The organism is Ensifer sp. ZNC0028 (assembly GCF_000799055.1).
In the GTDB taxonomy this organism is placed as follows: domain Bacteria; phylum Pseudomonadota; class Alphaproteobacteria; order Rhizobiales; family Rhizobiaceae; genus Ensifer.
Genome location: NZ_JTLA01000044.1, coordinates 43,599 through 66,677 on the forward strand (window position 1 = coordinate 43,599; position 23,079 = coordinate 66,677).

General features: G+C 63.8%; 18 protein-coding genes. 11 read left to right on the plus strand and 7 right to left on the minus strand.

Annotated features, from left to right (window positions below):
- The first annotated feature begins 47 nt into the window (after positions 1–47).
- The 10 genes from L981_RS11120 to L981_RS11165 all read left to right on the plus strand — a co-directional run bounded on the left by L981_RS11120 (position 48) and on the right by L981_RS11165 (position 12,243).
- Positions 48–431 (plus strand): SgcJ/EcaC family oxidoreductase, encoded by a 384-nt coding sequence (locus L981_RS11120; protein ID WP_043615391.1) that lies wholly within the window; start codon positions 48–50, stop codon positions 429–431.
- Positions 432–689: 258 nt separating this feature from the next.
- Positions 690–1,214, plus strand: a complete 525-nt coding sequence (locus L981_RS11125) for an RNA polymerase sigma factor (RefSeq protein ID WP_043615312.1) — start codon at positions 690–692, stop codon at positions 1,212–1,214.
- Positions 1,215–1,379: 165 nt separating this feature from the next.
- Complete coding sequence (locus L981_RS11130) at positions 1,380–2,378, plus strand: FecR family protein (RefSeq protein ID WP_052201745.1); 999 nt, start codon at positions 1,380–1,382, stop codon at positions 2,376–2,378.
- A gap of 117 nt (positions 2,379–2,495) precedes the next feature.
- Positions 2,496–4,805 carry a TonB-dependent receptor gene (locus L981_RS11135; RefSeq protein WP_043615316.1) on the plus strand — a complete coding sequence of 770 codons (2,310 nt, stop codon included), beginning with the start codon at positions 2,496–2,498 and terminating at the stop codon, positions 4,803–4,805.
- A gap of 113 nt (positions 4,806–4,918) precedes the next feature.
- Entirely contained in the window at positions 4,919–5,209 is a 291-nt protein-coding gene (locus L981_RS11140; RefSeq protein ID WP_043615319.1) for a DUF2218 domain-containing protein, read from the plus strand.
- Positions 5,210–5,309: 100 nt separating this feature from the next.
- Entirely contained in the window at positions 5,310–7,094 is a 1,785-nt protein-coding gene (locus tag L981_RS11145; protein ID WP_043615323.1) for an IucA/IucC family siderophore biosynthesis protein, read from the plus strand.
- Positions 7,078–8,814 (plus strand): IucA/IucC family siderophore biosynthesis protein, encoded by a 1,737-nt coding sequence (locus tag L981_RS11150; protein WP_043615327.1) that lies wholly within the window; start codon positions 7,078–7,080, stop codon positions 8,812–8,814. Before L981_RS11145 ends, L981_RS11150 begins: the two co-directional genes overlap by 17 nt.
- Entirely contained in the window at positions 8,811–10,091 is a 1,281-nt protein-coding gene (locus L981_RS11155; RefSeq protein WP_043615330.1) for an AMP-binding protein, read from the plus strand. The genes L981_RS11150 and L981_RS11155 overlap by 4 nt, the downstream gene beginning before the upstream one ends.
- Positions 10,088–11,401 (plus strand): DUF6005 family protein, encoded by a 1,314-nt coding sequence (locus L981_RS11160; protein WP_043615333.1) that lies wholly within the window; start codon positions 10,088–10,090, stop codon positions 11,399–11,401. Before L981_RS11155 ends, L981_RS11160 begins: the two co-directional genes overlap by 4 nt.
- Positions 11,398–12,243 carry a sugar phosphate isomerase/epimerase gene (locus L981_RS11165; protein ID WP_043615336.1) on the plus strand — a complete coding sequence of 282 codons (846 nt, stop codon included), beginning with the start codon at positions 11,398–11,400 and terminating at the stop codon, positions 12,241–12,243. The genes L981_RS11160 and L981_RS11165 overlap by 4 nt, the downstream gene beginning before the upstream one ends.
- 45 nt (positions 12,244–12,288) lie before the next feature.
- Here the strand turns inward: L981_RS11165 and L981_RS11170 are convergent, their stop codons facing one another.
- The 6 genes from L981_RS11170 to L981_RS11195 all read right to left on the minus strand — a co-directional run bounded on the left by L981_RS11170 (position 12,289) and on the right by L981_RS11195 (position 21,504).
- The gene (locus L981_RS11170) at positions 12,289–14,109 is read right to left on the minus strand and encodes an adenylate/guanylate cyclase domain-containing protein (protein WP_197067120.1); all 1,821 of its coding nucleotides are present in this window, start codon (positions 14,107–14,109) and stop codon (positions 12,289–12,291) included.
- A gap of 117 nt (positions 14,110–14,226) precedes the next feature.
- Entirely contained in the window at positions 14,227–15,411 is a 1,185-nt protein-coding gene (locus tag L981_RS11175; protein ID WP_043615396.1) for a glycoside hydrolase family 5 protein, read from the minus strand.
- Between the two features lie 117 nt (positions 15,412–15,528).
- Complete coding sequence (locus tag L981_RS11180) at positions 15,529–16,221, minus strand: hypothetical protein (protein WP_197067121.1); 693 nt, start codon at positions 16,219–16,221, stop codon at positions 15,529–15,531.
- A 146-nt stretch (positions 16,222–16,367) separates the two neighbouring features.
- Positions 16,368–18,077: an ABC transporter ATP-binding protein gene (locus tag L981_RS11185; protein ID WP_052201746.1), complete on the minus strand. Its 1,710-nt coding sequence runs from the start codon at positions 18,075–18,077 to the stop codon at positions 16,368–16,370.
- Between the two features lie 346 nt (positions 18,078–18,423).
- Complete coding sequence (locus L981_RS11190; RefSeq protein WP_043615346.1) at positions 18,424–20,259, minus strand: ABC transporter ATP-binding protein; 1,836 nt, start codon at positions 20,257–20,259, stop codon at positions 18,424–18,426.
- 45 nt (positions 20,260–20,304) lie between these two features.
- Complete coding sequence (locus L981_RS11195; protein WP_043615348.1) at positions 20,305–21,504, minus strand: aminotransferase class V-fold PLP-dependent enzyme; 1,200 nt, start codon at positions 21,502–21,504, stop codon at positions 20,305–20,307.
- Between the two features lie 217 nt (positions 21,505–21,721).
- Between L981_RS11195 and L981_RS11200 the strand changes: the two genes are divergently transcribed.
- Positions 21,722–22,528, plus strand: a complete 807-nt coding sequence (locus L981_RS11200) for an IclR family transcriptional regulator (RefSeq protein WP_043615402.1) — start codon at positions 21,722–21,724, stop codon at positions 22,526–22,528.
- Positions 22,529–22,543: 15 nt separating this feature from the next.
- Here L981_RS11200 and L981_RS11205 read toward each other — a convergent pair whose 3' ends face one another.
- Positions 22,544–23,059 (minus strand): RidA family protein, encoded by a 516-nt coding sequence (locus L981_RS11205; protein ID WP_052201747.1) that lies wholly within the window; start codon positions 23,057–23,059, stop codon positions 22,544–22,546.
- Positions 23,060–23,079 lie beyond the last annotated feature (20 nt).

Sequence of the window (23,079 nt, forward strand, 5' to 3'; positions counted from 1 at the left end):
GCCCTCAAGGAGGCATGCCGAACGGCATTTCGAAGGAGGAGGCGCACATGACAGAGGACGAACAAGCCATCCGCACGCTCGTCGAAAGCTGGATGGTGGCAAGCCAGGCCGGCGACATCGACATGGTCCTCTCGCTGATGACCGATGACGTGGTCTTCATGGTTCCCGGACAGGATCCCTTCGGCAAGGGGGCCTTCGCCGCGGCTTCGCAGGCGATGGCCGGCACGCGCATGGAAGGGGGCAGCGAGATTGTCGAGCTCCAGGTGCTGGGCGAGTGGGCCTTCATCCGCAACCGCATAGAAGTGACGGCGACGCCGACCAACGGGGCAAGCATCCGACGGTCGGGCTACACCTTGACGCTCTTGCGCAAGGAGGCCGACGGCCGATGGCGGCTGGCGCGAGACGCCAACCTTCTCGCCGTAGAGAACTGAGGCCGAAGGGCCCGAGCGCAAGCCCTTTCGACGCCGCCGACGCTCGGGAACTGCGTTCGGGCAGCGTCCGCACCCCCGCGACGGATGACCTGGCTGCGCCTTCGTCCGTGCCTTGAAATTTTAACATGAGTATTACAGACAAGTTTATTTCTGCGTGCTAAGAGACACCGCGCTCGGTCGGTCCCTGCCTATCGATCGCCTACCGGCAGGGGTGCGCACGGCGCGCCGAATCGAAATTATTTGATCGGATCAGACACAGTGGTCGACACGGATACGCGCCATCAGGTCTATTTCGCCAACCGCACTGCCCTGGTCGCCTACGCCACGCGGATCGTCGGATCGCGAGAAACGGCCGAAGATATCGTGCAGGAAGCCTTCATCCGATTCGCGCCGGCAAATACCGGCAATCCGCCCTCGGCGGGGCCTTCCGGCCTGTCGCTCGCCTATCTCTACAAGATCGTCCGCAACCTGTCCCTCGACCTCCTGAAACGCCGCAAAATCGAGGCGCGGGAAGAGCAGAGCGAACCGCCGTTCTGGTCGATGCCGGTCGAGGTGCCGACGCCCGAAGACATCATCCTCGTCAGCGATGAAATCAGACGCATCTCCGGTATTCTCGAAGACCTGCCCGAGGACGTGCGGGTCGCGCTCGAGATGCACCGTTTCGGCGGCTATACCCTGGAAGAGATCGCAGCCCACCTCGACATCTCCGTCGCGACGGCACACCGCCACGTGCGCTCCGCCATGATGCGGGTTGCGACAACGCTTGCCGGCGGCGCCTCCTAGAATTTCAGGGGTCCCCGTGTGAAAAAAATTCCGGTGCTGATCGTCTTTAAGACAGAGCGAAGGAACCACGGAAGCGTCCCGCTTCCCGGTGACTTCGCTTGACGTGGTAGGGGGCTACAGAAACAAGGTGCTAGGGCGTCGATCATCCAAGCGGCAGGCAAGGCTTTGACCAAGGACAACCACATATCGGAGGCTCTGCTCGAGGAGGCCATGGACTGGTTCCTCAAGTTGAAGGCGCGCCCGAACTGTCGCGAGACGGAGGCCGGCTTCCGTGCGTGGCTGGGCCAGTCGGATCTGCATGCCCAGGCCTGGGAGACGGCGTTGCGGACCTGGCAGCTGCTCGGCGAGGTGCCGCAGGTGCACGAGCATCTTTGGCGGGGGGCAAGACCGTCCGTTGCCGTCGAAACACCGATCCGCCAACGCCGCCGGCTGGGGACGGGCGGCTTGGCCGCCGGCGTGGGGCTGGCGCTAGCTGCCTGCCTCGTGCTTTTCGTCTCCCTGCCGTCGCTTCTCGTGTGGTGGCAGGCGGATCATGTGACCGAGACGGCGCAAAACAGAACGATTACGCTTGGCGACGGGACGATCATCGAAATGGGCGGCGGCAGCGCGATCGCCACCGACATCAGCGTAGGCACCCGCCATGTCAGGCTGCTGAAGGGCGAAGCCTATTTCAACGTTGCCCGCGATCCCTCGCGTCCTTTCGTCGTCGAGGCGGGGGGCGTCGAGGTGTCCGTGCTCGGGACCGCGTTCGATGTGCAACTGGCGAGCACGGAGACAACAGTCGAGCTGGCGCACGGCACGGTCGCCGTCTCCTACAGCGCTGACGCCCAAAAGCAGAATTTCGAACTGGCGCCGGGAGAAATGGCGACGGTGAGCCATGCGACCGGGGCAGTCTTGCGAAGCGCGATCGCGGCGGATGAGATCGGCGCCTGGCGAAGCGGCAGGATGTTCGTCAATGATGTGACGGTCGCCGCGGCCGCCGAGCGGCTGCAGCGCTACCATTCCGCCTGGATCGCCATTCCGCAGCCCGATCTGGCGGCACGGCGCGTGACCGGCGTCTACGACCTGAAGGATCCGGATCGTGCGCTCCAGGCGCTGGTGCAGCCCTTCGGCGGCAAGGTGCGCGAGGTGACCTCCTACGGCCGCATCCTGACGCGGTTTTAATTGGAGTAAAAAAATCAGGAAAAAATCGCGCGCCGGTGAAAAAAAATCCGGGGCCGGTCGTCTTTGGTTGGAAACGCGCGTCCGCAAGGCCGCGTGGACTGCCGAGACGGGGGTAAGATGCGTTCGCCGAAATGCCGCAAGGGACATCTGAGATTCGATACGGGACGTCGCCGTGAAAGACGGCGCCTGCTGGCGACGACGGCGATCGTCGCGTTTTCGTCCTTCGCGCTGGTACCCGCTACCACCGTATCCGCCCAGCAGACCACGTCGCGCGTCGGCAATGCCCGCAGCTTCGACATCCCGTCGCAGCCGCTTTCCACCGCGCTCAACGCCTTCGGGCGACAGTCCGGCCTGCAGGTGACCCTGGCGGCTTCAACCTCGCAGGGGCTTCGCTCGGCCAAGGTCAGCGGAACGATGACGGCGGACCAGGCGCTTGCCCGGCTTTTGTCCGGCACCGGCATTTCCCACAGGATATCGGGCGGGACCGCGCTGGTCGGTTCGGCCGTTTTGGCGGGTGGCGGCGGCGCGGTCGCTGCGGACGGCGCAACGGTGCTCGATCCGATTTCGGCCTTCGGCGCGGGGCCGCTCGGCGCAGGCGAGATCGTCATCTCGTCGGAAGACCTGAAGCGCAAGAACCCCGCCAACATTGCCGACGTGTTTTCCGGCGAGCCCGGCATTTCGGTCGGCAGTTCGCTGCCGATGTCGCAGAAGGTCTATGTCCACGGCATCGAGGAAACAAGCCTCGCGGTGACGATGGACGGCGGCCGGCAGAACAACAAAGTCTTCCATCACAACGGCACGAACCTCATCGATCCGGGTCTGCTCAAGGCTGTCAACGTCGATGCCGGCGTCGCGCCGGCCGATGCCGGTCCGGGTGCGCTCGCCGGTGCGATTTCCTATGAAACGATCGATGCACGCGATCTGCTGGACGGCGACGGTTTTGGCGGCTTCGTCACGTCCAGCTACAATTTCAACAGCAACACGGTGACAACCGGGCTCTCGGCCTACGGCATGCGAGACGGACTGGAGTTCCTGGGATACTTCAACTTCGGAACCGGCAACGATTTCACCGCTGGCAACGGCCAGGAAGTGCAGGGAACCTCCACCGACCTCTTGAGCGGGCTTGGAAAACTCGCCTACGAGTTCGACAGCGGCGATCGCTTCGAGATCAGCCACGACAGCATCCGCGACGATGCACCGCGACCGTTCCGCGCCAATATGGGGTCGACGACGGGAAGCAAGCCCTGGGAGCCACGTATCCGCGACTACACCCTTGAGCGGGGCAACACGGTCTTCACCTATACCGACAGCACGCCCGAGGGCTGGTGGGATCCGACATTGCTGCTCGCCTACAGCAAGACCGAAGTCGAGGTGCCCGTTTATCCGAAGCCGGCGCCGGGCATTCCCGTGAGCTACCAGGGTGTCGGCGCGTCGGACAGCTTCAACGGCAAGTTCGAGAACAAGTTCTCCTTCGATATCGGCAACGTCATCGCCGGCATCGATTTCTACGATGACGAGGCAAAGCTCAGGGATCTCTTCGATCCGGGCTCGGAGAAGGCGCGCAATGTCGGTCTCTACGCCCAGGCGCGGCTGGAGCCCTTCGAGCGCACACGTCTCTCCTTCGGTGCGCGCGGCGACAATCAGCGCTTTACCGGGACGACCGGCCAGACGTGGAACAACTCCGGTTTCAGCGGAAACGTTTCGGGCGAATACGATCTCGTCGAGGACCTGCTGACGGCCAAGGCCGGCTATTCACATGTCTGGGCCGGCATTCCGCTCGCCGAGAACTTCATCATCAATCCCAACTGGGACTATGGCAACGGCCCGAAGCCGGTAACGGCGGACAACTATATCCTCGGGCTGGAAGCGAACTACAACGGCTTTACCGTCGAAGGCAGCGTTTTCCAGACGGATCTCGATGATGCCCGCACACCACGTTATGCGGTCGCGCGCGGGATCGAGGCCCATGACGTCCGCTCGCGCGGTTTCGAAATCGGCGGCGGCTACAACTGGGGCGATGGCTACTTCAAGGTGAAATACGCCAATATCGACGTCGAGATCGACGGCAAGCCGGCCGATTCCGACCTCGGCACCTATCTTGCCACCCCGGCCGGCCAGATCATCACCCTGCAGGCGGTGCACACATTGACGGATTGGGGCGTCACCTTTGGCGCCGATGCCGAAATCGCGCTCGACTACGACGACGTGGCTGCGGGCTCCAAACCCCTTCAAGGTTACGAGGTCTTCAACGCTTTCGTCGAGTATGTGCCGCCGCAACGGCCAAACCTGACGCTGCGCGCCGAACTCAAGAACGTTTTCGATGAAACCTATTCGGACCGGGCGACCTACGGTCAGGAATTCGGCCAAGTCACGCCGCTCTATGAGCCCGGACGTTCCTTTATCCTGACCGCCAGAGCGACCTTCTAGGTCGGCGGTCCCGACTGCGGCTGCCGGATCCTCCCGGCGGCAGCCGCCCAAGACGCTCAGGCGGTCAGTCCCGGCCGCCAGAGCAGCGAAAGCCGAAAGACAGGAAGTTCCAGATGCAAGAAGCGACCACCCATTTTGCGACGGAAGACGGCCAGAAGTACCTGACGCAACTCTGCAAGCATTTCGCCCACAAGATCGACGTCGAACAGGCGGGCGATCGCGCCGAGCTCCGGTTCTCCTGCGGCACCGGCTATCTCCAGGCGACCGCCGATGGCCTGAGCATTCGCGCCCGCTCGCCCGACGATGCCGAACTCGCCGACACGAAGTCGGTGATCGAAAGCCATCTTCTGCGCTTTGCGTTCCGGGAAGAGCCCGGTCCGCTTGCCTGGCAAGCCGGCGGCTAAGCGGCCGCTTCAAAACAGTTCGGATCAGAAAATTCAATGTGTTGGTCGAAAGCGCCCAACGCAATTGCGCGGCTATGCGTGTCGCGTGCCGAGGATCAGGATGCAATCGTCTAGGCAAATCGCAGAAATCGCCACCTTTCAAAGCTTCGCAAACTGCTACCTGCGCGAAGTCAATCCGGGTATCCGGGCCATGCATCGCGCCGCAGGCGGCGCCGTTGATTGCGTGGAATGGTCTCTTCCCAGGCAGCAGATGATCCTGCGCGCCGAGGTGACATCGCCGTCGCTCTGCGGCCCCCACCATTTCGGCCGTGTATGGGGCAGAGGCGTGTCCGACGCCACCTGGCGCCAGATCGAACTGATTTCGGCACTCCATATCCTGGTGCACGAGTGCTACCGCCAGGTCGACGAGGCCCAGGCGGACGCCCTGCGCGGCTTCGAACTCGAACTGCTGATGCGCGTGCTCGAAAGCTACCAGCAGACCGCACTCTATATCGACAGGGCCGCGCCGGAACCGGCGGGCGGCGGCCACTTCATCGAAGCGGAGCAGTCGCTCGTCTTTGGCCATTGGCAGCACCCGACGCCGAAGAGCCGCCAGGGCATGACCTATTGGCAGCAGGAGAGCTACGCGCCGGAACTGCGCGGCCAGTTCAGGCTGCACTATTTCGCGGCAAAACGCGGCGATGTCCGGCACGATTGCGCGCGTGCAGTTGCTGCGCCCGAGATCGTGCGGTCGCTGGTCGGCCCGGATACCGACGGCTTCGCGATCGGCGACGACGAATATGTGCTGCCGATGCATCCGCTCCAGGCCGAAGCGCTGCTGCTTGATCCCGATATCCGCGGCTTGCTGGGGGAGGGGCGGCTGCGGCATCTCGGTCCCGCCGGTCCGGCCTTCACCGCGACCTCGTCGGTGCGCACGGTCTACGGCGCCGACGCGGACTGGATGCTCAAGTTCTCCCTGCCTGTGCGCATCACCAACTCGGTGCGCTTGAACCGTCGCCAGGAGCTCGAAGCGGGCGTCGCAATGGCAAAGCTGATCGACCGGATCGGTTTTGCCGAACGCTCGCGAAACTTCCGTATCATTCAGGACCCCGCCTATATCACGCTCGATCTGCCGGGACGCAGCGAGAGCGGCTTTGAAGTCATCCTGCGGGAGAACCCGTTTGCCGGCAGCGGCGGGCGGGGCGTCGTCACCGTCGCCGCCCTGACCGCCGATCCGCTGCCCGGTGCGCCATCCCGGCTGGCAAGGCTGGTTGAGACGGCTGCTCTGCGCGCCGGCGAAAACCTGGCGGACGCGGCGCTTGCCTGGTTTCGCAGCTATCTTGATTGCGCCGTCGAACCGCTGGTCCGTCTCTATGACGATTACGGTATAGCGCTCGAAGCCCACCAGCAAAACAGCCTGCTCGACGTCGGCTCCGGCTATCCGTCCGTCAGCTACTACCGCGACAATCAGGGCTTCTATCTCTCGGAGCGGTATCGCAGCCTGATTGCCGGCCATGTGCCCGAGACTGAACGGATCGCGTCCCTCTATTTTGCCGAGAGCGAAATCCGCGATCGTTTCGCCTATTACCTGATCGTCAATCAGGTCTTCTCGGTGATCAGCCGCATGGGCCATGACGGGCTCTGCGACGAGAGCCTGCTCCTGCGCGAACTGCGCGCGCATATCGAGCGCTATGCCACCCGGATGAGTGGCGCGGGTCGCGACTTCGCCCGTCACGTGCTCGACCTGCCGACGATCGTCTCCAAGGCCAACCTGACGACGCGCCTCTACGACGTCGACGAACTGCAATCCAGCAACGCGCCGTCGCTTTATCGCCCCGTGCCGAACCCGCTCCGGGCGCCGGCCGTCCTGACTGCGCCGAGGACCGACCATGCCATTGCCTCTTGATCTCAAGGGTCGCCCGGACGAGCGGGTGCTCCGCCAGCTCGCTGCCGCGCTGCTGTTCGAAGGCATTGTTGAGGCTAGCGAGCACCCGGACGGGGATATCACCACTTTCCACTGGTCGCTCGGCGGCCGGCAGTTCCGCTGCTGCGGCGCCATCGGTCCCTTTGGCCGGCTACGGCTGGCTGCCGGATCGGTGGAGATGCGCGATGACGCCGACGGCTGGGTCGTGCCGCCGCTGGCGCAGTTGGTATCCGTCCTGCCGGGCAGTGGACCGACACGCGGAAAGCTGCTCAACGAACTGACGCAGACGATTGCCTTCAGCGCCTGGAACGGGCGTCAGGTACCGGCGCGGCTGCGGCGCGCCTTTTCATTTGCCGAGTTGGAGGGAGCGCTCGACGAGGGGCATCCCTACCACCCCTGCTACAAGGCGCGCACCGGTTTTTCCGTCGCCGACCATGCAGCCTATGGCCCCGAAATGGGGCGCGCGTTCCAGCTCGTCTGGTTGCTGGTGGCGCGCAAGCATCTTCGCTGCGCGATCCCTGGTGATGAGGATGCCTTCTGGGAAACGGAACTGGGGGAGGAAACCTGGTCCGAACTCCGGGTGAAGTGGCAGGAATGCGGTGCTTCGCCTGACCTGTTCGGCCTTCTGCCGCTGCATCCCTGGCAATGGCGCGAACTCCGCGAGACTGAGCTTGCCGGCTGGATCGCCGCGGGTGAAGCCTTTTGCCTTGGCCCGGCGGGGTACCGATACACGGCGACGCAGTCGGTTCGTTCCCTGTTGAACCAGGACCGGCCGCTGGCCGCGAGCATCAAGCTGCCGCTCAACATGGTCAACACCTCGTCGCGCCGCATCCTTGAGGCGCATTCGGTGTGCACGGCGCCGGTGATCTCGCGCTGGATCGCCGGGATGGTCGCCGGCGACCCGGCTTTTCGCGACCGCTATCCGCTCACCATCCTGCAGGAATATGCCGGCATCATCGCCGACAGCGACGGCCCTTTGGCCGGACAGGTCGCAGCCATCTGGCGCGAGAGTGCGGAAGCGACGCTTGGCTCCGGCGAGGCCGTCATTCCCTTCAACGCGCTGATGATGGTCGAAGCGGACGGGCGCGCCTTTGCCGACGACTGGATCCAGCGCTTCGGCCTGATGCCCTGGATCAACCGCCTGATCGAAGTCGCCGTCCTGCCCGTCTGGCACCTCCTGCTGCATCATGGGCTGGCGGTCGAAGCGCATGGGCAGAACATGCTGCTGGTCCATCGCGATGGCTGGCCGGTGCGGCTGATCCTTCGCGATTTTCACGAGAGCATCGAGTTTTCGCCGGGCTTTCTGCGCGCGCCGGAAAAGGCGCCGGATTTCCTGTCGCTCCATCCAGCTTACCGGGAGGCGGAGCCCGACCAGTTCTACTGGACGGACAACCTGGACTCACTGCGCGAATTGGTAATGGACACGCTGTTCGTCTACAATTTGACAGAGATCTCCCACCTTCTTGACCACTGCTACGACCTGCCGGAAACGCTCTTCTGGCAGCGCGTCCAGACCGTGCTTGCCGCCTACGAGGCCGAGCACGCCGCGACGGGGCGGCTGGCGCAGCTTGCCTGCGACCGCCCCCGCATCCAGACCGAATCCCTGATGACGAGGAAGCTGCTCGCGCTCAAGCCGGAATACCACCACGAGGTGGCGAACGCCTTGGCCGCAAGAACGCTCCAACGAAGGAGAAAGCCATGATCCGTATCGACGACAGGCTCTATGACGAGGCCTATTTCAGCAGCAGATCGGCAGAACTCGCAGCCGAGATCGGCCTGAGTGCGCAAGACACCGGCCGCTACGCCGTCTGCTTCTCGGAAACGGTCGATTGGCTGGCGCTGTTCTTTGCCATTCGCAAGGCAGGCGCGAGCGTGCTGCCGATCCATCCGGGCACACCCTATCCGGCCGCGCGCAAGCTCGCGATCGGTGCTGGCTGCGACCGGCTGTTCTACAACAGCCTGACGGCCGAAGTTCTCGAACCATCCGGCCAGCTTTCGCCTGAGGGCACGCTGTTGCAGATGAGCTCCGGCACGACCGGCGCGCCGAAATGCGTGGCGCGCAGCTGGGCCGAAATCGATGCCGAGATCGAAAGCTATGTCGGCACCTTCCGCGAAGCGGAGGACATGACGCCGGTCATCGCCTGCCCGACCACCCATTCCTACGGGCTGATCTGCGGTATCCTGGTGGCGCTGAAGCGCGGGCAGACACCCGTCATCGTCAACACCGCGAACCCGAAGTATCTCCTGAAGGTGCTGCGCGAGACCGAACGGCCGTTGCTCTATTCCTCACCGGCGATCTTGCACACGCTGGCGCGGCTGATGCCCGCGGGCGAGCAGATCCACGCGACGATGACCTCGGGTACGCTGCTTCCCGATCCGTGGTTTGCCGATATCCGCGCCAAGAGCCGTTTCATGTTCCAGCAATATGGCTGCTCGGAATCCGGCTGCATCGCCATCAATCCGGATGTGACGTCTGCCGGCGACATGGGCTTCGTCCTGCCACATCTGATCGCCGCCACCGGCAACAGTTCTGAGGATACGGGCGAGATCATCGTCAAAAACGGCGACGGCGCGCCGATCCACACGCGTGACCTCGGTTACCGGCGCGCCGACGGCATGCTGGTCTTCGTTTCCCGCCTGGACGACATGATCAACGTCTCCGGCCTCAACGTCTATCCGAAGGACGTGGAGGATGCGGTCATGGCGATGCCGGCGGTTACCGATGCGGTGGCCTTCCGCAAGTCCGACCGTTTTGCCGGCGAGCGTGTCGCGCTGCTCTTCAGCGCCGAGGCGCCGGTGGCGCCGCAGGCCGTGCGCGAATGGTGCAGCCGCCACCTCGCGTCTCACCAGTTGCCGATGGAAATCCTGCAGATCGACACGGTCCCGCGCCAGGCGAACGGCAAGATCAGCCGCCGCGACGTCGCGGCGCGTCATCTGGCAGGCGAATTCAACAAACCGATTGCGGGAGCCGCATCATGACCGAAAGCGAAGTTCTGGCGGCGGTCGAGGCCGTCCTGACCGACAAGATGGCGCATGGACATATGGACGGCTTCGGCCTCGATGCCCGCCTCAACGAAGATCTCTATCTCGACTCCGTCCTGATCCTCGAGATCTTCCTCAATCTCGAGCTCGAATACGGGTTGTCGGTGCCGGAAGAGGCGATCGCGAAACAGGAGATCGAAACGGTCGCCGATCTCGTCGCGCTCTATGTCCCCAAGTCTACCGCGACCATCGTGCCGGCCTTTCCGCTCACCGGCGGGACGACTGACGAAGGCGTGCACGGCGAGGCCTATTACGACATCAAGGTCCATTGCTTCGTCAGCTGCGTTTCGGATGGCCTGAAGCGAAACGGGCTGGACCAGCGGCCGTTCTATTTCGGCGTCTGGGACGCGAAGTTCGCGGTCAGCGAGCGTTTCGAGCTTCTCTATCATGCGCCCGATATCACCCAGGAATTCTTCCGCGGCTGGTTCGAGCGACTTTACGGCGTCTCCGTCGTCGAGTGGTACGATCCGCAGCGCACCAAGCTCGACAACCTCGCGGTGCTCCTCGGGCTGTTGAAGCAGCGCGGCGAAACCGGTTCGGTCATGGTCATGCTCGACATGTTCCACCTGCCGGAACGAGAGAACAAGTTCAACCAGAACCCCTTCCCACACTATCTGATGCTGCAGGAGACAGCCGATCCCGATACATGGTTCGTGCACGATCCCGACTATCGCTGGGAGGGCGAGATCGCCCGCGAGAAGGTCATTCACGCCATCATGCAGCCGACCGTCGGCGGCGGTTACGTCTTCGACAATGCCGAGGCGCGCGCGCCGTTTGCCGAAGATCTGAAGGCTTATTTCGAGGCCTGCTTCGTCCGGGACCGCAATCCGCTCGTCGATGCCGTCAGAGCGATCGTTGCCGCGCATCTCGATGGCACGAACGGGGTGATGCTTACAGATCTTGGCGCGGCGGTGCGCGAGCTGCCGGTCATCACCATCCGGAAGTATGCCTATGAGCACGGCTTCGCCTTCTACTGGCGGGCGCTGAAACTGCCGTCGGGCGAGTTCGAAGGGTGGTGCGAGGAAATCGAGGCGCTGGTCCAGTCCCTGAAGACCCTGCACTACACCTGCATGAAGCTCGCCCAGACCGGCGACCGCGCTCTGGCCGCGCCGGTCTTCGAACGCCTCGACGAGGCGGACCGGCTCGAAACGAGACTGAAAACCAAGCTCGCCGAAGTCTTCGAACGCTGGTGCGACCTTGCCATCCCCGCGGAAAGCCACACCCCCTTGAAGAGAGTTGCGCGATGAGAGTTTCGCTTTGCACCATCACCTTCCGGCATCACCTGATATCGCTGGACGAGATCGCCGCCTGGGCCGAAGCCAATGATTTCCAGGGCATCGAGCTCTGGGGTGCGCATGCGCGAAATCTCGCGTCGCGCCCGGACCGCAATGCGGAATGGCTGGATGGCTATGGCCTCTCGGTGCCGATGATCAGCGACTACCTGCCGCTCGACGGCGACGCCGAAACGCTGCGCACCAAGACGGTCGAGCTTTGCCGGCTGGCGCGGCGGTGGCGGACCCGCAAGATCCGGACCTTTGCCGGCAACCGCGGCAGCGCCGAGGTCAGCGCCAACGAGCGGCAGCGGATCGTTTCGCGGTTGAAGGACATTTGCGCGATCACCGCGGGCTATGGCATCCAACTGCTTGCCGAGACCCATCCGAAAACGCTGGCCGACACGGCGGCGTCGACCGTGCGGCTGATCGAGGAGGTCGACCACCCCGCCTTTGCGATCAACTTCGATACGCTGCATGTGTGGGAGGGTGGCGACGATCCGGTCGCGGTGCACCGGGCGATGAAGCCGCATATCCGGCACTATCACCTGAAGAACATTGTCGACCGCGCCGACCTGACCGTGTTCGAGCCCGCCAATGTCTATGCCGCCGCCGGCAGCCGGCGGGGCATGACGCCGCTGTTTGAGGGCGCCGTCGACTACGACCGCTTCCTCTCAGAAATCGCAGGCGACCCGCAGGCCGATGCGTCGTTGGAATGGTTCGGGAACGATTGCTTCGAGACCCTGCGTGGCGACCGCCAGCAGATCAACCACATGGTTGAAGCGCGCACGCCTGCCCGCAGAACGGCAGGCGTCTGACGCAGTAATCGGCATCGGCCCGGCGGCCTGGCCCTTGGCCGGCCGCTACACCGTAGGAAGTCTGTAGATTTCCGTATGCTCCGTCCGCCCGGCAAGGCAATGCTTGCCGAGCGGGATGAGATCGGAGCGATCCTCGGCCACCAGGTCGAAGGTCTCTCCACTCAGCAGCATCACCAGCTCTTCGCCGGGCGCGATCGCCTTGCCCAGTTGCTCCAGCCGGTTACAGGCATTCACGGTGTCGCCGACGATCGTGTAGGCCGACCGCCCGGTCATTCCGATATTGCCGGCAACGACCGGTCCGGAGTGTATGCCGATGCGCAACCTGAGCGGCGGCAGGCCGCGGCGCTGCCGGGCGGCGTTATCCTCGGCGATGGCAAGGGCGATGGCGCGCGCGGCGCGGATGGCGCGGTCGGCGTGATCTTTCTGGATATCGGGCGCGCCCCAGAAAGCCATCACGCAGTCGCCGATGAATTTGTCGATCGTGCCGCCCTCGGCTTCGATGCAGTTGCCGAGCAGGTCGAAATGGGCGTTGAGAAGCGCGGCGACGTCGCCGGCACTGGTCTTTTCGGCCGAGCCGGTGAAGTCGACCACGTCGGTGAACATGATGGTGACGACACGTTGGGTCGAGGCGAGGTCCTCGTTGCCGATGAGGTGGCGAACGAGTTTCTTCGGCACGTAGGTTTCCAGCCAGCGCAGGCCCGTCAGCATCGTGTTGTAAGCCTTGGCCTGTTCGTTGAGTTCGGTAAACAGGCTGCCGGGAAGCGGACGGAGTGCGGCGAAATCGAGCATGCCTACCGCCCGGACCTCACGTGCCATGCTGGTAACGGGACGAACGATCAGCCGCCCGACAATCCACGCGATGATGATCGCGACGAACAGCACGGCGAGACCGGCGATGCCGGCCTTCAGCAGATCCCAGATCGGTTTTTCCACCGACTCGATCGGAACCTCGACGCCGATGATAAGCGAGGCCGGAGCGTAGCCGTGGATTTCGCGCGTCAGGATGACGCGTCCCTCGTCTCCAAGTTTGACTGCGCGCACCTCCATGTCGCTGTCGTCGAAGGTCTCCGGCGGCCCCTTCCACATGGCCGCGAGAAAGGGATCGCCCAGCTCGTCGAGCTTCGGCAGCCGGTGTTCCGCCGACAAGAGCGGATGGCCAGAGGCCATCAGCGGATGGGCAAGCACCTGGTCGCGGCCATAAAGCACGAAGGGCGTCGTGCCAGGGTTTGAAACCGCAATCTGGCGCAGGAAGTCGGACATGGTGTCGACCGTGATCGTCGCCCGGAAAATGCCGGCAAATTCACCCCCATGGTTTGCCGGCTGCTGCAGGTTGGCAACCGACGTGCGGATCGCCGGATCGGGCACGAAGTAGACGGGGCCCCAATGGGCGGTGCCGCTCTGCCGCGCTTGCTCGATCTCCGCGCGTTCGTTGGCGCTCATGACCTTGTCTTCGAAGGAAAAGACGCCCTTCGGGCCCTGTGTCACGCCGAGGATCTCGCCGTTCGGGCGCACGAACGAAAGCACGCGAACCTGTGGGGTCCCGGCGAGCGCCCCGGTCATGACGCGTTCGAGTTCGAGCCTATTCGCTGGATCGAGACGACCTGCGCCGACCTCCCGCGCCAGAAACGCGAGCTGATCCTCCACCGGCGAAAAGCGGCTGCCGATCTGTATCTGAACCGCCTCAAGGCCGAGATGCGCTGACTGCACCAGCAGATCGCGCGTCGTTCCGGCCGACATGAACCACACGACCGACAGGATGACGGCCGCGGTCAGGGCGACCAGTGCTGCCATCACGATCGCCAGCGTGCGCGACAGGCGAATGGTTCGGGTCCGTTTTTCGGCGTCAGCCGGCTTGGTGATCTGCACGCGCATGCCTCATGTTGCAGCAGGGGCTCGCAATTCGCGTCGCTCTGCAGGGAGTGCACCGTCTTCTAGCTGTTTTGGGCTTTTTTCCAAGCGCGTGCCGACCTTTCCGGTCCTGCGTCAATCTGCCCTTTGCAGCCGTTTGCTGATCGGCGCGAACTCGGGCGTCGCCTTGCGTGGCGTCGTGTCGCGCTCGTTGGCCTCCATCTGCTGCCAGTATTTCCATCCGACCTTCTTCGATCCCAGTTCGTAGTCCATGCCGTCCCAGGCATCCTCGCGGAAGCTGTAGAAGGCCCAGTGCAGGTCGTCCTTGTCGAAAACGGTCAACACATCCTCAAGATACGCCTTGCAACCGGACCAGAGGCGCATGCAGCCGAATTCGCCCGCGACCAGACGATTGAGCGGCACGCCCTTGTCTTTTGCCCACTGCACCGGCTCTGCCAGATAGGCCTCCACCCGCGCCTTGTCCCACGCCTCTTCACCATCGCCGAAGGGCACCTTGCCGGGATAGGCATAGGGCTTGTCGCGCTTCATGTTCGGTGCGCTCGTCGCCGCATAGGGCTCGTACATGTGGAAGCTGTAGAGCACCTTTTGATCCGTGAGCGCGGCTGGCCAATAGGAAAAGGCGTCGGCGGCCGCATACCAGCCGGCATCCGCCATGACGGGCGTTGCGGGATCGACCGTCCGGATGGCGGCGATCACCGTCTCGTAGAAGGCGTTGAGGTCCGAGGCGCTGCCCGCCTTGTCGTCGTACCATGTCTGCATCGACTTTTTGTCGGCATGTTCCGCGAGGCCGTTCTTCTTTTCGGGCGCCGGCTCGTTGACGATGTTGTAGGCGGCGACGGCCGGATGGTCCTTCAGTTCGCGGGCCAGATCCTGCCAGAAGGCTGCTGCTTGGTCCCACCAGGCCTTGTCCTGCCAAAGACGACCATCAAACCGGTTGCCGTTGTTCTGCGCCCAGCGCATGCCAGGCAGGGACAGCGGCGCGATGACGACCTTGAGGCCCGCCTTGTCGGCACGATCGAGCGTCTCCTTGAGCGTCTTGAGGTCGGCGGCCGGAATGCCCGCGTACTTGTCGGCATCGCCGATCAGATAGTCGCGCTTGGCCGGTTTCCATTTGTCATAGGAGAGACGCACCCAGGTGGCGCCGTAGCCCGCGAGGGCCTTGAAATAGGCGTCGTCCGGCGGCAGCCGATTGAAGCTGTTGCCGCCATGCTGGGGCTTGTCCCAGAAGCCGATGAGGTCAGCGGCGCCGGCTTGTGAAGCGAGGCTCAGGGCAAGAAGGGCGGAGGCTACGACGCGCATGTGTTCGATCCTGCAGGTTTCGGATTGGCGCTGCAACCTACCGTCGGATCGTTTCAGCGATGTTCCCTGGGGAACACGGCCGCGCATATAACGGCTCGAAAAAGCGAAGGGTCGGCGTCAGAAGCCGAATGCGTCCCGCCAACGTTTGGTCCACGCGGCTTGATCGGACATGCTGGCCTGCAGCGACCGGACGGCATCCTGCATCTTGCCGTCGTCGGAGGCGGATCCTTCGGGGGTGCCCGTCTCGTTCGCGGTGATCAGCGCAGCTATGTTGGCGGAGTGGCGGGCAGACAGGGCTCCGCGGGTGCTGTTGCCGTTAGCATCCGGCATGTTGATGATGTTCGATCCGCCGCTTGCGAAGCGGAAGCCAATGACATATTCGCCGGCCGGGAATTGTTCGCGATTGCTCTCGATGAGGCTGTAGATCGCATTGGCGATCGCGTTGTCGTTCGTGATGCCGGGTTTTGTTGCCTTTTCTTCCTCGACCAACGCGGCGAAGCGCTCGCTGTCTTCGCTTATCAACATCTTGAGCGTCTGCTTGACGCTGGGATCGCTCGATTTGAACTTTCCGGATTCCAGATAGGTCAACGCGGCAGAGGCGTCGCCCTTGGCTTGCTGGGCATCCAGCAGTCCGCTGTTGATCCGGGCCGCCGCTCTGGTCTTCTCCGGGCTGTCGCCGCCGGTACCTCCGTTGACGATGGCGGCGATCTGGTCGACCGCATTCGGCTTGGTGTCGTTGCCCCGATCCACAGGCGCCTGCACCTGCTGCAAGACGATGAGTGCGGCGGAACTCGTGGAGGAGATGGACATCATCGGCTGTTCCTCTAAACCTCCAACGTCCCGAACATCGGGCGATCTTAAGGTTGTGTCATTAATTAGGAACAACGTTAGAGTGTGTTCGTTAATGAAAGGCGAACATCGCTCCGCCTTGCCACCTATTGGCGTTGGTCTGCCGGTCAGAACGCGCGCTCAGCGGACGGTGCGAGGACTTCTTTCGAGGCGGCCTTGGTGTCGCCGAGTGCGATAACCGTGTCGGCCTCAGTGATCACCGATCGCCTGTGCGTGATCGCCAGCACTGTCACATCGCGGGCAAGCAGCCGGATATGTTCCATGATGTCGCGCTCGGTCGCCTCGTCGAGCGCCGAACTCGCTTCGTCGAGAAACAGGATGGCGGGGTTGCCGTAGAGCGCACGGGCGATGGCGATCCTCTGGCGTTCGCCGCCGGAAAGCTTCAGGCCCCGTTCGCCGACGGTCGTGTCGAAGCCGGCGGGCAGCGCCGCGATGAAGGCGAGGATCGCCGCCTTCTCGGCGGCCTCGCGCAATCTGGCCTCGTCGCGCGGGCGACCGAGCAGGATATTGTCTTCCAGGCTCTCATTCAGCAGCACGACGTCCTGCGGTACGACGGCAATCGCGCCGTACCAGTCGGCCCGGTCGATGGTCGCAAGATCGATGCCATCGACAAGGATGCGTCCGCTGTCCGGCTCCATCGATTTCAGCGCTAGCTTGAAGATCGTCGACTTGCCGGAGCCGGTCTCGCCGGTAAGAAAGGTGATGCCGCCGCGGCTGGCGGCAAAGCTGACCGCGCTCAGCCCGCGGCCATTGTCATAGGCGTAGCCGACATCGTCGAAAACGACGTGCCCTTCGCGTGGCGTGAAGGCCGATGCGTGCGACACCTGCCGCTCCTCCGGCGCGCTCCACATTCTCGCCATCGGCCCCAGGTCGGCGCGCGAGCGCGCGACGTCGTCGATGGCGTGGGCGATCATCTCGAACGGCATGTTGAGCTGGAGGAGCAGCGTGTTGAACAAGACGATCTGGCCAATCGACAGAGCGCCGGCCTCGTAGCGCGGCAGCAGCAGCCAGAACGTCACCGCAAACTGGATCGCCAGCCCAAGACCGATGAGGGCGATCGAACCGATGCGCTGCAGCACGTAGGCGCGCCAGTTGTCACGCACCTCGCGCGCCTTGGCCTCGAAGCGGTGGCTCATCCAGGCGTGGCTGCCGAAATGGCGCAACGTTTCCATGGCGTTCATGGCGTTGCCGACGAAGCGGGCATTTTCCTGCCCGGCCTCCACGGCCCGATCGAGATAGACGCGGGCGCGGCGGGCGGAAAGCAGCGTGACCGTTATCGCTGCCGTGCCATAGATCACCGTGATCGCGACCACTTCGGCGTTGATGAGGGCGCCGAGGGTTGCAAGGGTCAACAGGATCTGGACGGCGCCGGGAATGAAGGCGACGAGCCCCAGCTCGACCAGCGTGATCAGCGCGCTTCGCCCGCGCGCATTGGCGTTCTGGATCTGCGCTGGATTGTGCTCGACGAAGAAGGCGGTCGTCTTCTTGAGGATGCGCTCGAAGAAGCGGGTGCTGGCGATGAAGCCGAGGTTCTCCGCGGTCATGAAGGACAGATACTGCACCATGTGCTGCAGGGCCGCCGACAGGCCGAGAAGCGTCGCATAGATCACGAAGCCCCATAGCAGACCGGGAACGAGGGTTTGCTGCGACAGCGTGTCGATCAGCCTGGAAAAGACATAGGGAGCGGCAACGCTGCAGACGCTCGAAACGAGCACGATCGTCGCCACGGCCAGGAGCATCCAGCGATCGGCGCGCCAATAGGCGCGCAGCACCTCGGAAATCGGTCGCAGGAGATCGGGCTTGGTGTCTCGAAACATTGTTTCATCCTCGACTCAGTCTGAAACCCGCCCGCTGCCCCCTATAGGTCTTTTGCAACGGGATCGCAACGAAAGGATGAAGTTACTGTCTGTATTCGACCTATGGTTTGGCCGAATGTCGAACTCGGCCTGGGCCACATCGCGTGGGTGACTGTTTCCTAAAACTTCGTCGAGCGGAGATGTTTACGGCTTGGCAAGCCACGGCCCTGGCGCGCGGAAGTTGGCCGCTTCCGTCGATGTGCATCAATCTCGAAGCGCCGACAGCAACGGCGATCGCGCGCCCACGATATGGACGCGCGTCGGCCCGCGGTTGATGCCACGGCTGTTCGGTCGGTAAAGCGCGCCGTCAGACCTGGACGAAGTGATCGTCGGCGACCTGCTGGTAATGCCGTTCGGCCGGCACATAGTCGGGCGCGCGCAAGGGGCTCTTCAGCTCGTCGCTCGCCACATTGCGGCGCGTATGGCGACGGGTCGGGTCGGCGATCGGCACGGCCGCCATCAGCTTCTTCGTATAGGGATGCTGCGGGTTCTCAAAGACCTGCGCGCGTGAGCCGATCTCGACGATCTCGCCAAGATGCATGACGGCGACGCGGTGGCTGACGCGCTCGACGACGGCCATGTCGTGCGAGATGAACAGATAGGCAAGGCCGAGGCTTGCCTGCAGGTCGAGCAAGAGGTTGATGACCTGTGCCTTGATCGACACGTCGAGCGCGGAGACGGATTCGTCGGCGACGATCACCTTCGGGTCGAGCGCAAGCGCACGAGCGATGCAGACGCGCTGGCGCTGGCCGCCGGAGAACTCGTGCGGATAGCGCGCCGCCATGTCGGCCTGCAGGCCGACGCGTTCCAGGAGGTCGGCGACCTTCTCGCGGGCCTGTCGTGCGGTGCCGAGCTTGTGCTCGATATAGGGTTCGGCAATCGCCGCCCCTACCGTCATGCGCGGATTGAGGCTGGCGAAGGGATCCTGGAAGATCATCTGCATGGTGCGGCGCATTTCGCGCAACTGCTTGCGATCCATCTTGAGCACGTCCTGGCCGTCGAGCGTCACCGCGCCGCTTTCCGGCTCGATCAGCCGCATGATCGCGCGGCCGGTCGTCGACTTGCCGCAGCCGGATTCGCCGACGAGAGACAGCGTCTCGCCCGGCTGCAGGCTGAAGGAGACGTTTTCGATCGCATGCACCCGGCCCTTGAGCTTGCCGAGCAGGCCGGCGTGGATGTCGAAGCGCTTGACGAGGTTCTTGACCTCGAGGATCGGCTTGCGGCCGGACTGCACCGTATCGGTGGCTTCCGCCGTTGCCGAAGGCAGCCCGGTCGCGGCGTCGATCACCGGAAAACGCATTGGCTGGTTTTCGCCCTTCATCGAGCCGAGCATTGGCACGGCCGAAAGCAACGCGCGGGTATAGGGATGTTTCGCCCGAAGGAAGATGTCCTCGGTGTTGCCGGTCTCGACGGCATCGCCGCGGAACATCACGACCGTGCGGTCGGCGATCTCGGCGACCACGCCCATGTCGTGGGTGATGAAGAGCACCGAGGTGCCTTCCTCCTCCTGCAACACCTTGATCAGGTCGAGGATCTGGCCCTGGATGGTGACGTCGAGCGCCGTCGTCGGCTCGTCGGCGATGAGCAGCTTCGGACGGCTCGCGAGCGCCATCGCGATCATCACGCGCTGGCGCATGCCGCCGGAGAAGCGGTGCGGGTATTCGTCGAAGCGCGAGGCCGCCGAGGGAATGCGGACCTTTTCGAGCAGCCGTATGGTCTCGGCTTTCGCCTCTGCCTTCGACATCGGGCTGTGGCAGAGAAGGGCCTCGGAGATCTGGTCGCCGATGGTGAACAGCGGATTGAGGCTGGTCATCGGCTCCTGGAAGATCATCGCGACGTCGTTGCCGCGCACGCGGCGCATCTCAGATTCCGGCAGGTCGAGGATGTTGCGTCCGCCCATCATCACCCGTCCTTCGACGCGGCTCGTCTCCTTCTGCAGGAGCCGCATGATCGAGAGCGACGTGACGCTCTTGCCTGAGCCGGACTCGCCGACGATCGCGACGGTTTCGCCCGGCGCAACGGAAAACGAGATATCCCGGACGACAGGCTTCCAGGCGCCATCGACCAGGAAGGATGTCGTCAGGTTTTCGACGGAGAGAACGGGTGCCGTCGAACGGTCCGGCTGGGCTTTGGTCTCGGTCATCTCGTTTCCTCCGTCAGATGCTGCGTATCGTCGTTGGTCTTCGGGTCAGTCGGGCCAGCGCAGCAGGCCGGCGAAGCGGCGTGCGTTGCGTTCGGCAAGCGACGTGGCGATGATCTCGTTCGAGGCTCTCGCCTTGTCGAGTTCCTCGGCAAGCCGGCTGGCGACGATCTTCTCCTGGCCCGGATGCAGGTTGCAGGGGTCGAGGTAGAAGTAGTTGTGCTCTGCCTCGTGGTCGCGCACGATGATCGGCGGCGCGCCGCGCGCCAGCGCATCGGCGAGATCCCAGGCCGTGATATGCGCTTCCTGCGGGTCGATGTTGACGCGCAGCCGGTCGAGCGGGTTGTTGGTCGGGTCGGCCTCGATCACCGGCTTGATGCCGGGACGGCCGTCGAGCGTCTCGCGCCAGAGGTTCAGGTAACCGGTTTCGCGCTCGCGGATGCCGGCATGGTCGCGTGTTTCCCAGGCCTGAAGCGCCGCCATCACGCCGAGCATGCTTTCCTTGCCGACCTTCATGCCGCGGCCGATGCCGAGGTTCTGCAGGAAGGTGTTGCGCACCATTTCCTTTTTGCCGGCGACGATGCCCGAGGTCGGGCCGCCCAGGAACTTGTGGCCGGAATAGAGCACGATGTCGGCGCCCTCGTCGAGGAAGATGCGCAGGTCGTATTCCGAGGCGGCGTCGACGATGACCGGCACGCCCTTGGAATGGCAGACCTCGGCAAATTCCCTGAGGCCGACAAGTCCGTACTGCACGACATGATGCGAGACGACATAGACGGCGCAGGCTGTGCGCTCGTTGATGGCGCCTTCGATATGGTAGCGATAGGCGGACGTGGCCTGGCCGACGATTACCGGCTTGGCGCCGGCGAGCCGGATCGCCTGGTCGACGGGCGCGCCGTAGCTGACCACATGGCCCATCTGCAGGATGACTTCGTTCTTGAGGCCGGTCGTGTCGGGCAGGCGCTCGATGGCGGCAAGATCGCTTCCGGTCATGGTGCCGGCAACGGCGAGGCTGATGCCGGCGGAGCACGACGCCGTGACGAAGCCGGCCTCGGCACCCGTCAGCCGCGAAATCACCGGGCTCACCTTGCGCTGCAGGTCGTTGATCTCGACGAACTGCGGCAGTATGCCTGTCATGGCCGCGATCGCTTCCGGGACCACGATCGATGCGCCGAGGCCCGTCATCGTGCCGGAGACGTTGATAACGGGGCGAAGTCCGAGAGCTTCGCGAATGTCACGGTCAGGCATAATGGTCTCCATATGTTTTTCTGGCAGGCGATTTTCTGGCGGTCGAAACGGGTAGACTATTCCGTTTTCGCGGAATATCTACCATAGTAATGAAGTATGGGTGAGGCTTTCCGCCATCTGACGCGGCCGCCATCGGCGGTGGCGCGGCAGCGGAAGCCGAGATTTTACCGGCAGCACGCCTTTCGAGCGGTGCAGGAGTGAAGCAGTGGACAAGACGATGACCGGCGTCGAGCCGACCGACGATACCGAAACGACCGGCAAGCCGCGCCGTTCGCGCGTGAGCGGCATGGATCGCGCCTTGCAGGTGCTCGATTTCCTTTATGAAACGGGTTCGCCGAGCGGGGTCTACGCCATTGCCAAGGCCGTCGGCGCGCCACTGTCGACCGCTTACGTCATCGTCGACGACATGGTCGAGAAGAACCTGCTCAGCCGTGACGCCGACGGGCTCGTCTGGCTCGGCGACCGGCTCTATCACTATGGCCTTGCCTATGCCCGCTCGCTCGATTTTCTCGGCGTTGCCACCCGCGAAATGCACGACCTCGGCCGTGAAGTCGCAGAGACGATCCAGCTTTGCGGCCGCGACGGCGACTACATGCAGGTGCTCGCCATGGCCGACGGTCCCGGCCATTTCCAGGTGACCTCGCGCGTCGGCACCCGCGTGCCGCTCAACTGGACGGCGTCCGGCCGCCTGCTCGTCGGTCATCTTCCGGCCGATGAACGGCTGGAACTGTTCCGCCGCTGTGCCCGCACGTCGCCGACCGGCCGCGCCGACATCGATCCGGCCGCCCTTTCCGACCAGGCCCAGAGCGCGCTTGCGGCACGGCTGTCGATCCAGGCGGGTGAATCCGACTATGCGGTCGCCTGCGTCGCCGCCCCGATCCTCGACGACAAGGGCAATTGCGCCGCCACGATCTCGATCGTGCTGCCCGAGCAGAAAATCCTCGACGACCGGGCGTTCTACGCCGATCACGTCAGGGTTTCCGCCGAGCGGATCGAAAAGATGATGGGCTGGCGCAGCCACTGATCAAAACTCCTGTCGTTAGTCGTGCAGAGCGACGATCGCCTCGATCTCGACGGTGATGTTTCCGGGTAGCGACCCGAAACCCACCGCCGAGCGGGCATGGCTGCCGGCCTCTCCGAAAACATCCATCAGCAGATCCGAGCAACCGTTGATGACGCGCGGATGCTCCTCGAAATCGGGCACGGCGTTGACCATGCCGAGCAGCTTGACGATCCGCTTGACCCGTCCGAGATCACCCAGCGCGTCATGCATGACGGCCAAGAGATTTATGCCCGTCAGTCGCGCGTGCTGATAGGCGCTGTCGACGTCAACCTCGGCGCCGACCTTACCGGCATGCAGGTGGCCGTCGACTTCGCGCGGGCCCTGGCCGGAGAGGTAGAGAATATTGCCTTCCTGCACATGGGTGACGAAGTTGGCGATCGGCGGTGGCGCCGGTGGCAGATCGATGCCGAGGGCTTGCAGCCGCTCATAGGGTGAGACGGCAGCAGAGGTGGTCTTCTTCTGATCCAGACTGTTCACGCGATATCCTGTCATTTCTGAATTCTGGTGCCTTG

Bases quoted from the DNA above. Each gene is read 5' to 3' on its own strand.
- L981_RS11120 (WP_043615391.1), top strand. From the start codon at position 48: ATGACAGAGGACGAACAAGCCATCCGCACGCTCGTCGAAAGCTGGATG.
- L981_RS11135 (WP_043615316.1), top strand. From the start codon at position 2,496: ATGCGTTCGCCGAAATGCCGCAAGGGACATCTGAGATTCGATACGGGA.
- L981_RS11140 (WP_043615319.1), top strand. From the start codon at position 4,919: ATGCAAGAAGCGACCACCCATTTTGCGACGGAAGACGGCCAGAAGTAC.
- L981_RS11145 (WP_043615323.1), top strand. From the start codon at position 5,310: ATGCAATCGTCTAGGCAAATCGCAGAAATCGCCACCTTTCAAAGCTTC.
- L981_RS11150 (WP_043615327.1), top strand. From the start codon at position 7,078: ATGCCATTGCCTCTTGATCTCAAGGGTCGCCCGGACGAGCGGGTGCTC.
- L981_RS11155 (WP_043615330.1), top strand. From the start codon at position 8,811: ATGATCCGTATCGACGACAGGCTCTATGACGAGGCCTATTTCAGCAGC.
- L981_RS11160 (WP_043615333.1), top strand. From the start codon at position 10,088: ATGACCGAAAGCGAAGTTCTGGCGGCGGTCGAGGCCGTCCTGACCGAC.
- L981_RS11165 (WP_043615336.1), top strand. From the start codon at position 11,398: ATGAGAGTTTCGCTTTGCACCATCACCTTCCGGCATCACCTGATATCG.
- L981_RS11175 (WP_043615396.1), bottom strand. From the start codon at position 15,411: ATGCGCGTCGTAGCCTCCGCCCTTCTTGCCCTGAGCCTCGCTTCACAA.
- L981_RS11180 (WP_197067121.1), bottom strand. From the start codon at position 16,221: ATGTCCATCTCCTCCACGAGTTCCGCCGCACTCATCGTCTTGCAGCAG.
- L981_RS11185 (WP_052201746.1), bottom strand. From the start codon at position 18,077: ATGTTTCGAGACACCAAGCCCGATCTCCTGCGACCGATTTCCGAGGTG.
- L981_RS11190 (WP_043615346.1), bottom strand. From the start codon at position 20,259: ATGACCGAGACCAAAGCCCAGCCGGACCGTTCGACGGCACCCGTTCTC.
- L981_RS11195 (WP_043615348.1), bottom strand. From the start codon at position 21,504: ATGCCTGACCGTGACATTCGCGAAGCTCTCGGACTTCGCCCCGTTATC.
- L981_RS11200 (WP_043615402.1), top strand. From the start codon at position 21,722: ATGACCGGCGTCGAGCCGACCGACGATACCGAAACGACCGGCAAGCCG.
- L981_RS11205 (WP_052201747.1), bottom strand. From the start codon at position 23,059: ATGACAGGATATCGCGTGAACAGTCTGGATCAGAAGAAGACCACCTCT.